General features: G+C 38.0%; 14 protein-coding genes. 13 read left to right on the top strand and 1 reads right to left on the bottom strand.

Going from position 1 to position 14424, the window contains the following annotated elements; all coding sequences use genetic code 11:
• Positions 1-182: 182 nt before the first annotated feature.
• The 8 genes from QSG86_RS14395 to QSG86_RS14360 all read left to right on the top strand — a co-directional run bounded on the left by QSG86_RS14395 (position 183) and on the right by QSG86_RS14360 (position 9150).
• Positions 183-1454, top strand: coding sequence for an OprD family outer membrane porin (locus QSG86_RS14395; protein WP_317032129.1), 1272 nt, complete (start codon positions 183-185; stop codon positions 1452-1454).
• Between the two features lie 41 nt (positions 1455-1495).
• A complete protein-coding gene (locus QSG86_RS14390; RefSeq protein WP_317032128.1) occupies positions 1496-2638 on the top strand; it encodes an ABC transporter substrate-binding protein in 1143 nt (380 codons plus the stop codon).
• 95 nt (positions 2639-2733) lie between these two features.
• Positions 2734-3771 (top strand): branched-chain amino acid ABC transporter permease, encoded by a 1038-nt coding sequence (locus tag QSG86_RS14385; protein WP_317032127.1) that lies wholly within the window; start codon positions 2734-2736, stop codon positions 3769-3771.
• A complete protein-coding gene (locus QSG86_RS14380) occupies positions 3768-5570 on the top strand; it encodes a branched-chain amino acid ABC transporter ATP-binding protein/permease (protein WP_317032126.1) in 1803 nt (600 codons plus the stop codon). Before QSG86_RS14385 ends, QSG86_RS14380 begins: the two co-directional genes overlap by 4 nt.
• Positions 5567-6340 (top strand): ABC transporter ATP-binding protein, encoded by a 774-nt coding sequence (locus QSG86_RS14375; RefSeq protein ID WP_317032125.1) that lies wholly within the window; start codon positions 5567-5569, stop codon positions 6338-6340. The genes QSG86_RS14380 and QSG86_RS14375 overlap by 4 nt, the downstream gene beginning before the upstream one ends.
• Before the next feature lie 21 nt (positions 6341-6361).
• Entirely contained in the window at positions 6362-7351 is a 990-nt protein-coding gene (locus QSG86_RS14370; protein WP_317033352.1) for a 2-dehydropantoate 2-reductase, read from the top strand.
• Positions 7352-7383: 32 nt separating this feature from the next.
• Positions 7384-8121 (top strand): class II aldolase/adducin family protein, encoded by a 738-nt coding sequence (locus QSG86_RS14365; protein WP_317032123.1) that lies wholly within the window; start codon positions 7384-7386, stop codon positions 8119-8121.
• A gap of 42 nt (positions 8122-8163) precedes the next feature.
• Positions 8164-9150: a TauD/TfdA family dioxygenase gene (locus QSG86_RS14360; protein ID WP_317032122.1), complete on the top strand. Its 987-nt coding sequence runs from the start codon at positions 8164-8166 to the stop codon at positions 9148-9150.
• Positions 9151-9317: 167 nt separating this feature from the next.
• Here the strand turns inward: QSG86_RS14360 and QSG86_RS14355 are convergent, their stop codons facing one another.
• Positions 9318-10241, bottom strand: a complete 924-nt coding sequence (locus QSG86_RS14355; RefSeq protein WP_317032121.1) for a LysR family transcriptional regulator — start codon at positions 10239-10241, stop codon at positions 9318-9320.
• 115 nt (positions 10242-10356) lie between these two features.
• Between QSG86_RS14355 and QSG86_RS14350 the strand changes: the two genes are divergently transcribed.
• From QSG86_RS14350 to QSG86_RS14330, 5 genes are all read left to right on the top strand, one after another.
• Positions 10357-11469, top strand: coding sequence for a muconate/chloromuconate family cycloisomerase (locus QSG86_RS14350; RefSeq protein WP_317032120.1), 1113 nt, complete (start codon positions 10357-10359; stop codon positions 11467-11469).
• 12 nt (positions 11470-11481) lie between these two features.
• Positions 11482-11772 carry a muconolactone Delta-isomerase gene (gene catC, locus QSG86_RS14345; RefSeq protein WP_317032119.1) on the top strand — a complete coding sequence of 97 codons (291 nt, stop codon included), beginning with the start codon at positions 11482-11484 and terminating at the stop codon, positions 11770-11772.
• A 157-nt stretch (positions 11773-11929) separates the two neighbouring features.
• Positions 11930-12850, top strand: a complete 921-nt coding sequence (gene catA / locus QSG86_RS14340; RefSeq protein ID WP_317032118.1) for a catechol 1,2-dioxygenase — start codon at positions 11930-11932, stop codon at positions 12848-12850.
• Positions 12851-13069: 219 nt separating this feature from the next.
• Positions 13070-13741: a 3-oxoacid CoA-transferase subunit A gene (locus QSG86_RS14335; protein ID WP_317032117.1), complete on the top strand. Its 672-nt coding sequence runs from the start codon at positions 13070-13072 to the stop codon at positions 13739-13741.
• An 18-nt stretch (positions 13742-13759) separates the two neighbouring features.
• Positions 13760-14413, top strand: a complete 654-nt coding sequence (locus tag QSG86_RS14330) for a 3-oxoacid CoA-transferase subunit B (RefSeq protein WP_317032116.1) — start codon at positions 13760-13762, stop codon at positions 14411-14413.
• The last annotated feature ends 11 nt before the right edge of the window (positions 14414-14424 follow it).

Below are 14424 nucleotides of genomic sequence, written 5' to 3'. Positions count from 1 at the left end.
TACAAATATACTTAAAATGAAGTTGAAAAATAAATGGAATTTTGGAATATTAGTTTATATTCTGTCGATTAGACTCATGATGTGTCGTTGTCAGAATACAGATCTATAGCCAAATCGAGCGAAAAAAGGCTTTTAAGCTCATGGATGGTTTATAGATGAGTTTTTTAGAAAATGGATATTCTATGAAAATAATGATGAAAAAAGGGTTAATCAAAACCTATTCAGTATGTGTACTCATTGGCTTATGTGGTAGTGAGGTTGCCATTGCTGGATTTATTGAAAATAGTGAAACCAGCGTATATTTAAGAAATTTTTATTTAGAGCGAGATTTTAAGGATTCACCCAATCCAAATCTTGGCAGTTGGTCACAAGGGGTGACATTACGTTTTAATTCAGGATATACCGATACCCCTTTACAGGTTGGACTGGACGCTGGCGTACAATATGCCTTACGTTTATCCGATCATAATGATGAACGTCCAGATACGGTATTGCCATTTAATAGCAATAAGGGGCGACAGGATCGAGATTATACTAAATTTGGTGCAACCCTTAAATTTAAATATAAAGACTCGGAATTACGTATCGGTGAATTACTGCCTCGTACGCCTGTGGTCTATATTGATGACTCTCGTCAATTGGTGACCACCTATGAGGGGCTTGCTTTTGAAAGTAAGGCAATTAAGAATCTAAAATTTTCTGCGGGTCGAATTACACGGATTAATGCACGTAATGATGATCGTTATGAAAAATTAAGTCTTTCTGTTGCAGCCAATGTACCCCGTTATGAAAGTGATGGTCTGAACTATATCGGTTTTGATTACAATTTCAAACCCAACTTGAGTGGATCGTACTGGTATGCACAGTTGGAAGATATTTATCAACAGCACTATCTGAATTTAGCCTATAGCCTTAATCTTGGCCCTTCAAAGCTAAAATTTGATGCACGTTATTTCAATAACTCTGAAGCAGGAGATGCTTATTATGGAAAAATTGATAGTGATAGTTTAGGTGGGCAAGTGACGCTGTTAAATGGTGCACATACACTGACTGCCGGAGTGCAAAAAAATAATGGCGATAGTATGTTTCCAACTTTAGCAGGCTATGCACCACAGCCTTATTTACAAACTTGGTCTTTACTCGGTTTTATCAAACCCAATGAACTCACTTGGCATGCACTCTATTCTTATGATTTTAAGGATATTGGTTTACCAGGATTTAGAGCAACTGCACGTTATTTACATGGTTCTAAAATTTCAAGACCAAATTTTAAAGACAATACTGAAACTGAAGCCAATTTGATTTTAGGATATGTCGTACCTGAAGGCATGTTAAAAGGCTTAGGCTTAGAGTGGCGTCATATTCGTACCACAACAAAATATGGTGCAGGAAATACCTCAGGCACTGATTTTAACGAAAATCGTATTATTACCAGTTATACCTATAAATTTTAAATCACCATTCATTCATATGGAACATGAAGTTGGAGAAAAATATGAAAATTAATCAAACGCTTATTGGATTAAGCTTGTTAGCAATCAGTGGCTTAGTAAGTGCTGAAATTAAAATTGGTGTGGTGACTTCATCCTCTGGACCTGTTGCCATGGTGGGTATCCCACAAAAAAATACCATTGCTTTACTCCCTCAAAAAATGGGAAATGAAACAGTTCGTTATATTTCATTGGATGATGCAAGTGATCCGACTGCATCTGTAAAAGCGGTAGAAAAACTGATTAAAGAGCATAAGGTTGATGCAATCATTGGTCCTTCTGGATCACCGAATGCGATGGCTGTTATTGGCACCATTGCCAATGCTAAAGTGCCATTACTGGCGCCAGTCGGTACATCGTCGATTGTAATGCCAATGAATGAACAACGTAAATGGGTCTTTAAAACCACTCAGAATGATGAAATTATCGCTGAAGCATTAATCCAAAACATGGTAAAGCGTCATATCAAAACCCTTGGTTTTATTGGTACCGCAGATCCGTATGGTGAAAACTGGAAGAAAGTGGTCGGTGTATTGGCGAAAAAGAATGGCATTAGTATTGTTGCGAGTGAGTCTTTTCAACGACAAGATACCTCTTTGACCGGACAAGCATTAAAAATAATCAGTAAAAAGCCACAAGCGGTTTTAATCGCAGCACCTGGAAGTTCAGCCGTAACGCCACAAGTCGCACTGTATGATCGTGGTTATCGTGGACAAGTGTATCAAACCCATGGTGCTGCACTGAATCAATTTTTAACTATGGGTGGGAAAAAAGTAGATAATACAATTTTAGCTGCCAGCTTAATGTTGGTGATTGATGAGGTTCCAAACAGTCACCCATCTAAAGCAATTGCCAAAAAGTATATCCAAGATTATCAAGCAAAATATAAACAGGTCCCTGCAACATTTGGTGCCAATGTTTATGATGCTGGATTATTACTGCAAAAAGCAGTGCCAATCGCATTAACCAAGGCCAAACCAGGCACAGCAGAATTTCGTTTAGCTTTACGTGATGCCTTAGAGAACACCAAAGAACTTCCTGGAACTCAAGGTGTATATAACATGAACCGCGCTGATCATAGTGGATTTGATAAGCGAGGCCGTGAAATGATCATTGTGAAAAATGGTCAATGGAAAATTCTAAAATAAAGTCGTAAACACTTAAACATTACTGTTTTAAATCTAAGCGATGAACATCATCGCTTGAGTACAGCTTTGTCTTTAGAAATGGTCGGGATGACGATATGGATTGGAATATTGCATTAATCTTAGGGCAAGATGGGATAACAAGTGGTGCAATTTATGCTTTATTAGCACTTTGTATTCTGCTGGTTTTTACTGTTACGCGTATTTTATTAATCCCATTGGGAGAGTTTACGGTTTTTGGTGCTTTAACCTTGGCATCTATTCAGATGGGAACACCCAGTTTAATTGTTTGGTTGGTTCTGGCATTTTATGTGGTCAATACAGCATTAGATCTCTATGCATTTATTCGATCAGGAACCTATTTTAATAAAAAACTGTCACTACTGAGCGGTATATATGTGATTGCATTAATTATCGCGATGTATCAATTGCCATTGGCAACGATGCCAATGTTATTACAGATTCTATTTACGCTGGCTGTAATTACACCACTTGGTCCACAAATTTATCGAACATTTTTTCAACCACTTGTTGCTGCCAAATCATTAGTTTTACTGATTGTTTCTATTGCAGTTCATGTTGTACTGGTCGGGATTGGCTTATTGATTTTTGGCCCAGATGGTGCACAAACCACGCCATTTAGTACGGAAACATTTGAATTAGGAAGTTTAATCATTAGTAGTCAAACAATCATTATTTTGTTGACCTTTATATTGATGATCATACTGTTCTGGTATTTCTTTGAAAAAACATTATATGGAAAAGCACTCCATGCGACTGCAGTAAATCGTATCGGTGCTCAATTAATGGGAATTTCTCCTTTATTTGCGGGAAAAATTACCTTTGCCGTCGCGGCTTTTATCGGCGCACTATCAGGTATTTTAATTGCGCCGATGACCACACTGTACTATGACTCTGGTTTTATTATCAGTTTAAAAGGTTTTGTTGGTGCGATTATTGGTGGCCTAATCAGTTTTCCAATTGCAGCGATTGGTTCAGTCGTGGTGGGTTTGATTGAAGCATTTTCGATGTTTTGGGCAAGTGATTATAAAGAAATTATTGTTTTTACTTTAATTATTCCATTTCTATTATGGAAATCTTTAACTTCACGTCAGGTTGAGGAGGATGAAGAATGAAATCGAAATATTTAATTTTGATATTTATTATTTTGATGTTGGTTTGTCCTTTTATATTACCGACGTATCAGGTGACATTATTAAATTATATTGGTCTTAATGCCTTAGTAGTTCTGGGATTGGTTCTGTTGACGGGTGTGGGAGGAATGACGAGTTTTGGTCAGGCAGCATTGGTCGGGATTGGTGCCTATGCAACGGCCTATTTATGTGTCACAGAACAACTGCCAGTTTACTTGGCATGGGCAAATGGTAGCACTTGGCTGGGTTTGTTACTGGGTTTGATTATTACCGTAGTCTCAGCATTACTTGTCGGCAGTTTAACTTTAAAGTTATCTGGACATTATCTGCCTTTAGGTACAATTGCTTGGGGAATTTCGCTGTACTATTTCTTCTCTACTTTAGATGGACTGGGAGGACATTCAGGGATTTCTAATATTCCAAGTATTTCGATTGCTCATTATGTGCTTGATACCAATAATAAAATGTTTTATTTAATTTGGCTGATTGTCTTTATGGCCATCTTTTTGACCAAAAACTTATTAAATTCACGTGAAGGTCGTGCAATTAGAGCATTAAAAGGTGGTCAAATTATGGCTGAATCTATGGGCGTAAATACCTTTAGATCTAAGTTGATCGTTTTTCTAATTGCTTCAATTTTTGCTTCAATATCAGGCTGGTTATATGCCCATACGCAAACATTTATCAATCCAACACCATTTGGTTTACAAATGGGTATTGATTATTTGTTTATGGCGTTGTTGGGTGGTGTTGGGAATGTTTGGGGAGCCATTTTAGGCGCGGGCATTTTCACCATGATGCGTCAATGGTTACAAGATCTCTTGCCGATGATTCTGGGGAGTGAAGGGCATTATGAAACGATTGTTTTTGCGATTATTATTATTGTATTAATGCAAAGAGCACCTTCAGGATTATGGCCATATCTATGTAAGTTTATGCCTAAATTTTTACAACCAACAGATTCACATATTGTCATTCATCCTGTTGAGCAGCGTTTAGCAGTTACGCCATTACCAGCAGCAGGTACACTCATTTTAGAAGTTAAAAATATTACTAAAAAATTTGGTGGCTTAACGGCAAATCACAACATGAGTTTAAATATTCATGCTGGAGAAGTTTTGGCCTTAATTGGTCCAAATGGTGCAGGAAAAAGTACCATGTTTAATCAAATTTCAGGGGTCGATATTCCGACCAGTGGCGATATTGTATTTAATGGACAAAAAATTAATGGTATTCCATCTCGTGAGATTGCACGGCTTGGTCTGAGTCGTACCTTTCAACATGTCAAAATATTACCAGAAATGACGGTATTGGAAAATGTAGTCATTGGTGCACATCTACGTGGCCAGCGCGGTATTTTATCCTCAATGTTACATTTGGATCGTCATGAAGAAAATCAACTCTTAAATGAAGCAAAGTATCAGCTAGAGCGGGTTGGATTGGGTGAATATTTATATAGTGAAGCTGGCAGCTTGGCACTTGGGCAACAACGTATTGTTGAAATTGCACGTGCACTGTGTGCCCGACCATCTTTATTGTTGTTAGATGAACCTGCTGCTGGATTACGATTTAAAGAAAAGCAAGCCCTGGCAGATTTATTAAGTCGCCTGCGTGCAGAAGGAATGGCGATTTTATTGGTTGAACATGATATGGATTTCGTGATGAATCTTGCAGATCGTGTGGTGGTCATGGAGTTTGGTGAAAAAATTGCTGAAGGTCTGCCAGATGAAATTCAAAAAAATGATGCTGTATTAGAGGCCTATCTTGGAGGTGTAGCATGAAAATTGTACAACAAAATATGCAGGGTAAGCCATTATTGGAAGTGCAAAATTTAACTGTTGCTTATGGCAAAGTTGAAGCATTGATGAACTTTAACATGCGCGTCAATGAAGGCCAAATTGTATCGGTAGTTGGACCTAATGGTGCTGGAAAAACCACATTACTCTCAGCCATTATGGGGGTTTTGGGTTCTAAGGGTCAGATTGAATTTGATGGTCATATTGAACAATCGCCTCCGATTGAGAAAATGGTTATTCGTGGTTTGGGGTTAGTACCAGAAAAGCGTGAGTTATTTGGTTCGATGAGCATTGAAGATAATTTGATGCTTGGTGCTTTTCAGCGCTATCGTCATGGTGATCGGAGTCTAAAAGAAACGCTGGATCAGGTTTATCATATTTTTCCCCGGTTAAAAGAGCGCAGAATGCAACAAGCGGGAACATTATCCGGTGGTGAACGCCAAATGCTTGCAGTGGGACGTGCCTTGATGGCCAAGCCGAAATTATTGATGCTCGATGAGCCAAGTTTAGGATTAGCGCCTTTAATTACACGTGAAATATTTAAAGTGATTGATCAATTACGTGGTCAAGGTGTATCCATTTTATTGGTAGAGCAAAATGCACGTGCGGCATTAAAACTGGCGGATTATGCCTATGTACTGGAAATGGGAGAGCTTTCTATGCAGGGGGCTGGTGCCGATCTGGTTGAAGATCCACGCATTATTGAAAGCTACTTGGGGATTAACAGCAAACATCAAGATGTGATGACGATTTAGTCGCCTTGCTGGGAGTGCATGATGCAAAAGGATTTAAAAATTGCGATATATGGTGCAGGTGCGATTGGCTGTGTGGTCGCGGCAAGACTGATTTTAGCAGGCTACTCAGCGGTGAGTCTGATTGCCCGTGGTCAAAATAAACAGGTACTTGAAGCGCATGGAATTCGCTTAAAAGATCTTACAGGTGAATATCAGGTTTATCCGTTTCAAGTTGTTGAGTGCCCAAGTGTGTTGGAAGTACAAGACTATATTTTTATTTGTACCAAATTTGATGCATTGACACAAATTAGCAAGCATTTACACACGATGTTGCATCCACAAACTGTCGTTATTCCGCTGATTAATGGCGTACCATTTTGGTATTTTTATCAAGATACATCGACTCAGATCAATCACATTAAAACATTAGATCCCGATGGTGAATTGATCAAAACTTTTCCTTTAGCGCATTTAATCGGTGCTGTGGTATTTATTACAGCACAACTTGAAGCTTATGGACAAGTGAGCTCCCATAATCCTTACCTATTAATTCTAGGTGAGCCAAACCAACAAATGTCTGAGCGTTTAGCACAGTTAAGTCAGTTATTTATCGCGAGTGGTATAGAAGTGCGTCAAAGTACAGATATTCGGGATCAAATTTGGACAAAAGTGATGGCAAATTTAAGTTCCAATCCTTTATCTGTCATTGCCTCAGCTACTTTAAGTGATATTTATGCACATCCTTATTTGCGTGATATTGCTTTAAATATCACACAGGAAGTACGTCAGGTTGCTGCCAGTTATGGTGCCAGAATTAAGATTGATCCATGTACTTTTTTAAGCTTAGGTGCAGATATGGGACCGATATATACCTCAATGTGGTATGACTATCAGAAAAAAAATCCTTTGGAATTAACCAATATTATCGATGCAGTACTGGAATTGGCCGCTGTTTATGCAGTGCCAATGCCAACCACCAAGTTAATTGCTCAATTAACACGATATCTTAATCAAAAAAATATTCAAACCTAAATGAAATGGATTTAAAAAAGGAAAAAAATAACATGACTATAAAACAAAGTGATGTTTCCGTAGCGGAATGGGAAATTCGAGTAAAATTAGCACAGTGTTATCATTTAATTGATTATTTTGGGTGGACAGAAACTATTTTTAATCATATTTCTGCACGACTACCCGGTGAAGAGCATCATTATTTAGTTAACCCATTTGGTTTAAATTATTCAGAAGTTCGACCAGAAAATTTACTGAAAGTCGATTTAGATGGGCATAAGCTACATGCTTCTGAATATGATGCCAATCCTGCTGGTTTTGCTTTACATAGTGCAGTGCATGGCGCAAGAGCGGATATTCGCTGTTTAATTCATACCCATACCACGCCAATCAGTGCGATTGCACAAAAACAGCAGGGTTTTAAGCATGACAATTTTTATGGTGCTCAACTCTTGGGCAGAATTGCCTATCATCAGTTTGAAGGTATTACCTTATTTCAAGATGAAAAAGTACGTATGATACAAAGTTTTGCTGATAAACATATTTTAGTGCTGCGTAATCATGGTGTTGCTGTTGGAGAAAGCAGTATTGAAAAAGCTTTTTTCTTGCTATGGACCGTACAGCGCGCTGCTGAAATACAATGTCAGGCAGATGCAATGGGCGGTGAGGATGTACAGTTGACCGCAGATATTCAACAAAAATGTACAGATTTAACGGCAATGCTGATTCAAGACAGTGGTTTTGCTAATAAGTTTTTTGCAGCTATGTTACGCAAAATGCAAGAAAAATAACGGTGATTGATAAAACAATAAATTTTTAACAAGGAAAGTCAAATGAATACCATTTTAAAGGAAAAAATTGTGCATAAATCTGCCTGGATCGGGCAAGATATGGCCACACGTGATGACTGGATTTATCATCTATCAGATTTGGCCAAACAGACATTTCAACACTGTATTGATCAATTGAATGCACGAAATTTACACGCACCCCATTTTAGTCAAGCTGATGTTGTGATTGATCAGCATGATGTTCTGGCTGAAATTGCACAATGGGCAGATGAGCTGGAAAATGGCTATGGGTTTTTATTGTTAAGAGGATTGGATACTCACACCTATAGCGAGCAACAATTAACGGATATCTATTATTTAATTGGATTATATTTGGGTCAGCCAGTGACGCAGAATCCACGTGGTGATTTACTGGGTAAAGTCGAGAATGTTGCTGATCGTCAGAATAAAAATACCCGAGTCTATCAGACCAATGCATATCTGCCTTATCATACCGATTTATCGGATGTGGTTGGATTATTGTCTATCCGCAAAGCCAAACAAGGGGGATTAAGTAGTTTGGTCAGTGCAGTGAGTGTTTATAATCAAATTCTCGCTCATCATCCAGAACATTTGGCATATTATTATCATCCAACTTATTGTGATCATTTAGGTGATGATGAACCGACCTTAACGCCAATTTTCAGTTTTTGGCAAGATAAGCTAAGTTGTCGTTATTTACGTGATTATATTGAATTAGGACACGAGCGTAAGAACATTCCATTATCTCATGTTCAAATTGAAGCCTTTGATATTATGGATCGTTATATTCATCAAGCCGATTTACGTCTGGATATGATGCTTGAACCAGGTGATATTCAATTTTGTAATAATTATGTCGTCATGCATTCACGTAATGCATTTTTAGATAGTGAGCATCCAGAGCAGCGTCGTAAATTGTTGAGATTATGGTTGAAGGTTCCCAATGCACGTACTTTATCTCCTGACTTTCCGGGACGTAATGGTATCGCACAAACACAATTTCATTAATTGATATGGGATCATCGATCAAGATATTTTTAGTTTTTTAGATGCGAACGGATGTTGTTTCATTGCTCCAGATCGATATCTACAAAGCGTTTTATCATTCAGCTTTGATGGTTTTAGAATCAATGTGTTATATCTGATGGTCAGCATCATTGATCATCAGATCGTGTTTAGAGTGAATAGGGATGGTGTTCAAGATCTAATTGTAGATATTGTTTGATACAATTTAGCATATGTACAATATAGTCATTGTTATCCATAGTCCGATAGGCCAATGAAATTGGACTATAAATTTCGGCATCCATAATGGCAATATAACTTAAGTTCTTCATCCCAATCGCACGTGCACTTTCAGGAATAATACAAACTCCTTCTCCAGAAGACACTAAGCCTAAAGCCATATGAATTTCACGAACTTCAATTAAATGGCGGGGAATTAAACTCAGTTCAGAAAAAATATTTTGAATATAGGTTGAGAAATTAGGTTTAGGTGAGTTCGGATAGATGAAAATCATTTCACTCATGATTTGTGATAAATAAATACCACTATGCTGATAAATAGATAATGGATGATGATGATGTATCGCCAGTAATAATTTTTCTTTTTCTAAAATAATATGTTTAATGGAAGGATCGCTAATGGTTAAACGACTAAAACCAATATCAATTTTTCCTGTTTTTAAAGCCTCAATCTGATCTCTGGTATTACATTCTATTAGTTCAATATTTAACTGATTGGATTGGTTTATTTCTGTTCGATAGCGATGAATGATTTCAGGTAATTTCCAATAAAATAATGATCCCACATAGCCAATTCGAACAATTGACTGTACTTCTTTAAAACGTTTGACCATTGATGTTGCATGAGCCGTTAGGGTTAAAATTTGTACGGCATATTGATAAAAATATTCTCCAACTTCAGTCGTTTTAATGGGACGGCTTCCTCGTTCCAGCAAATTAACACCAAGCTCTTCTTCTAAACTTTTAATTTGTCGAGTGAGTGGTGGTTGAGCAATACACAGTTTTTCAGCTGCTCGGGTGATGCTTTTTTCTTCCACGACACAAACAAAATAGCGTAAATGTCTTAATTCCATGTAATTTTCCCCTTTATATACTTTTTTAGTATTTTAATATACTGAATACTACCTATAAATAGTTAAATAATTCAACTAGGGTATATAAGTAATTTTTGAAAGAACAATTTGTTGTATGACATATAAATCTATTGAAACCATGTTGGTTCGTATTCCAACCATTCGCCCACATAAGATGGCTGTGGCGACCATGCAAACACAAACGCTTGTATTGGTTAAAATTACGACGCATGATGGTTTTACCGGATGGGGTGAAGCAACAACAATTGGTGGGCTGAGTTATGCAGAAGAAAGTCCTGAAAGTATAAAAACCAATATTGATACTTATTTTGCCCCATTACTCAAAACATGTGTTGATTTGAATATAGCGCAAATTATGCAGCGATTGAAAAAAAATATTCAAGGTAACCGTTTTGCTAAGTGTGCGATTCAAACGGCATTACTTGATATTCAAGCGCAGCGTTTGGGTGTCCCATTAAGTGAAATTTTAGGTGGGCGTTTACGTGATCGTCTTGCCGTACTTTGGGTACTTGCTTCAGGAGATACCGAAAAGGATATTGCTGAAGCGCGTAGCATGATTGCAGCAAAACGCCATAATATCTTTAAACTCAAAATAGGCTCTCGTGCAATAGAGCAAGATGTTGAACATGTACTGGCCATTAAAAAGGCATTGGGTCCAGATGTTTCTATTCGTGTTGACGTGAATCGTGCATGGTCTGAATTAGAGGCCATCAAAGGGATTCAGTTATTGCAAGATGGTGGTGTAGATTTAATCGAGCAACCTTGTGCGATTGATAATATTGAGGCGATGCAGCGTCTAAGTCGTAAATTTGATATTGCGATTATGGCCGATGAATCTTTAATGGGACCATCAACAGCATATCGTCTTGCACAGCAGCATAGTGCAACTGTATTTGCAGTTAAAGTAGCACAGTCGGGTGGTTTAACCGAGGCATGTGATGTGGCAAAAATTGCGAATTTTGCAGGAATTGATCTGTATGGCGGTACCATGCTGGAAGGGCCAGTCGGCACCATTGCATCGGCACATGTATTTTCTACCTTTGAAAATTTAGCCTATGGTACGGAGTTATTTGGACCATTGTTATTGACAGATGAAATTTTAAAGACGCCATTGCAATATCAAGACTTTCAACTGATTTTACCGACAACACCTGGTTTAGGTATTGTTCCGGATGAAGATAAACTCGATCGTTTACGCGATCAATAAAGGAGAATAGCCATGCTTTTCCATGTACGTATGGATGTTAATATCCCTTTGGATATGCCTGTTGAACGTGTTAATGAAATTAAAGCGATTGAAAAAGCATATTCACAAGATTTACAACGCCAAGGTAAATGGCGTCATATTTGGCGAGTTACTGGTCAATATTCAAATATCAGTATTTTTGATGTTGCCAGCAATGAAGAACTGCATGACATCTTACAAGGATTACCATTGTATCCCTATATGAATATTGAAGTTATGGCATTAAATCGTCATCCTTCTTCTATTCGTGAGGATGATTCTTAAGATCTCGCTTAAGCACTGATAGACATTAAATTCTATGCAATATACGATCTATACAACTTGTTTAAATCGTGATGAAGTCAACCTAAGCTAAAAGCTAGCAAAAAAATTAAAAGCCAGCCTGATATTAAAGGGAACCACATACTTAAGGAGTAAAAGTATGAATTATCAAGAGATTGATGTATTAGTTAAAAAAATGAATGTTGATACTGCACAAGGAGAAGTTAATCAACGTGTACAACAGATTGTCGTACGTTTAGTGAGTGATTTGTTTAAAGCAATTGAAGATCTAGATATACAACCTTCTGAAGTATGGAAAGGTTTAGAATATTTAACTGATGCAGGTCAAGCACACGAATTGGGATTATTAGCAGCGGGTCTGGGTTTAGAACATTTCCTTGATTTACGTGCTGATGAAGCTGATGCAAAAGCAGGCGTTACTGGTGGTACACCACGTACCATTGAAGGTCCACTTTATGTAGCAGGTGCTCCTGAATCTGTTGGTTTTGCACGAATGGATGATGGCTCTGAAGCAGGCAAGGCAGATACTTTATTTATTGAGGGTACTGTGCGTGATCAACATGGTCATATTATTCCGAATGCTAAGGTTGAAGTATGGCATGCCAATAGCTTAGGTAATTATTCTTTCTTTGATAAGTCACAATCTGATTTTAATTTACGTCGTACGATTTTGACTGATGAACAAGGTCAGTATGTTGCACAAACAACGATGCCGGTTGGTTATGGTTGTCCACCTGAAGGCACGACACAAGCATTGTTAAACTTGCTTGGTCGTCATGGTAATCGTCCATCACATGTACACTATTTTGTTTCTGCACCAGGCTATCGAAAATTAACCACACAATTCAATATTGAAGGTGATCAATATCTTTGGGATGACTTTGCTTTTGCAACCCGTGATGGATTAGTTGCAACCGCAGAGGAAATCACTGACCCAGCAGAGATCAGCCGTCGTGGTTTGACTCAACCATTTAAATTAATTCAATTTAATGTGGAACTGGTTGCAGATGCAGATACTGCACCAACAACCGAAGTGGAACGTCGCCGTGCTTGCGCTTAGTTCATTCATGACAGCATCTTTTTTACATCAGTAAGATGTAAAAAGATGCTGTATCGAAGAGTGAATGAGGATTTACGCTGTGTATTTACAGGCAAGGTTAACATGATGGCGATGTTATGAATGGATTGAGTTATCTATTCTGATGTTGGTGGCACTATTTATTTATCGTTGTGATATTAACAACATTTTCTCTAGGTTATTTGTTTAAAGTACAGCATTATGATTGATAAAAGTACAACTTCTTTAACGGAAGTTCTTTCACAGATTAAAGATGGTTCAACCATCATGATTGGCGGTTTTGGTACGGCAGGTCAGCCCGCTGAATTAATTGATGGCTTAATCGAACTTGGAATTAAAGATTTAGTTATTGTCAATAATAATGCAGGTAATGGTGATTATGGCTTGGCTAAATTACTTAAGTCGGGTGCTGTACGTAAAATCATTTGTTCTTTTCCGCGGCAATCGGATTCCTATATTTTTGATGAGTTATATCGCGCAGGAAAAATTGAATTAGAGCTGGTACCACAAGGTAATTTAGCCTGCCGTATTCAAGCTGCAGGAATGGGACTTGGTCCAATTTATACCCCAACAGGTTTTGGTACACTGTTAGCAGAGGGTAAGCCTAGCTTGAGTTATGAAGGTAAAGATTATGTACTGGAAAATCCAATTAAAGCCGATTTTGCTTTAATTAAAGCCTATCAAGGTGATCGTTGGGGTAATTTGGTTTACCGTAAGTCTGCACGTAATTTTGGCCCAATTATGGCAATGGCTGCAGATTGTACCATTGCTCAAGTGGCTGAGATCGTCGAATTAGGTGCACTTGATCCTGAGCATATTGTGACACCTGGCATTTTTGTACAACACGTTGTACAAGTTCAACCTGCACAATAATGGGTATCGGAGATTATCATGAGCTATAAAAAACTAAGTCGAGATCAAATTGCCCAACGTGTGGCACAAGATATTCCTGATGGTGCCTATGTTAATTTAGGCATTGGTTTACCGACCAAAATTTCTAATTATTTACCTGCCGATAAAGATGTGTTTTTACATTCTGAAAATGGTTTATTGGCATTTGGCCCACCACCAGCAGAACAAGATCGTGATCCAGAACTGATTAATGCTGGTAAAGAATTTGTCACCTTATTACAAGGCGGGGCTTATTTCCATCATGGTGATTCATTTGCCATGATGCGTGGCGGTCATTTAGATATTGCAGTATTGGGCGCTTTTCAGGTTGCACAAAATGGTGATTTAGCCAATTGGCATACTGGCGCAGCAGATGCTATTCCTGCAGTTGGTGGAGCAATGGATCTCGCAGTAGGTGCAAAAAAAGTATTTATTACCACCGATCATGTCACCAAAAAAGGTGAACCGAAAATTGTGGCTGAGTTAAGTTATCCTGCAACTGGTCTAAAATGCGTTGATCGCATTTATACCGACCTATGTGTGATTGATGTTGGTGAAGATGGAATGAAAGTCATTGAAAAGGTTGAAGGTTTAAGTTTTGAAGAACTACAGTCACTGACTGGTGCTCCATTGATTGATGCAACACAAGCGTAACAGGATAAATT

The sequence above is a fragment of the Acinetobacter sp. SAAs474 genome (genome assembly GCF_032823475.1).
In the GTDB taxonomy this organism is placed as follows: Bacteria; Pseudomonadota; Gammaproteobacteria; order Pseudomonadales; family Moraxellaceae; genus Acinetobacter.
Note: the sequence above shows the minus strand (reverse complement) of the source record. Positions and strands in the feature narration are given on the sequence as shown.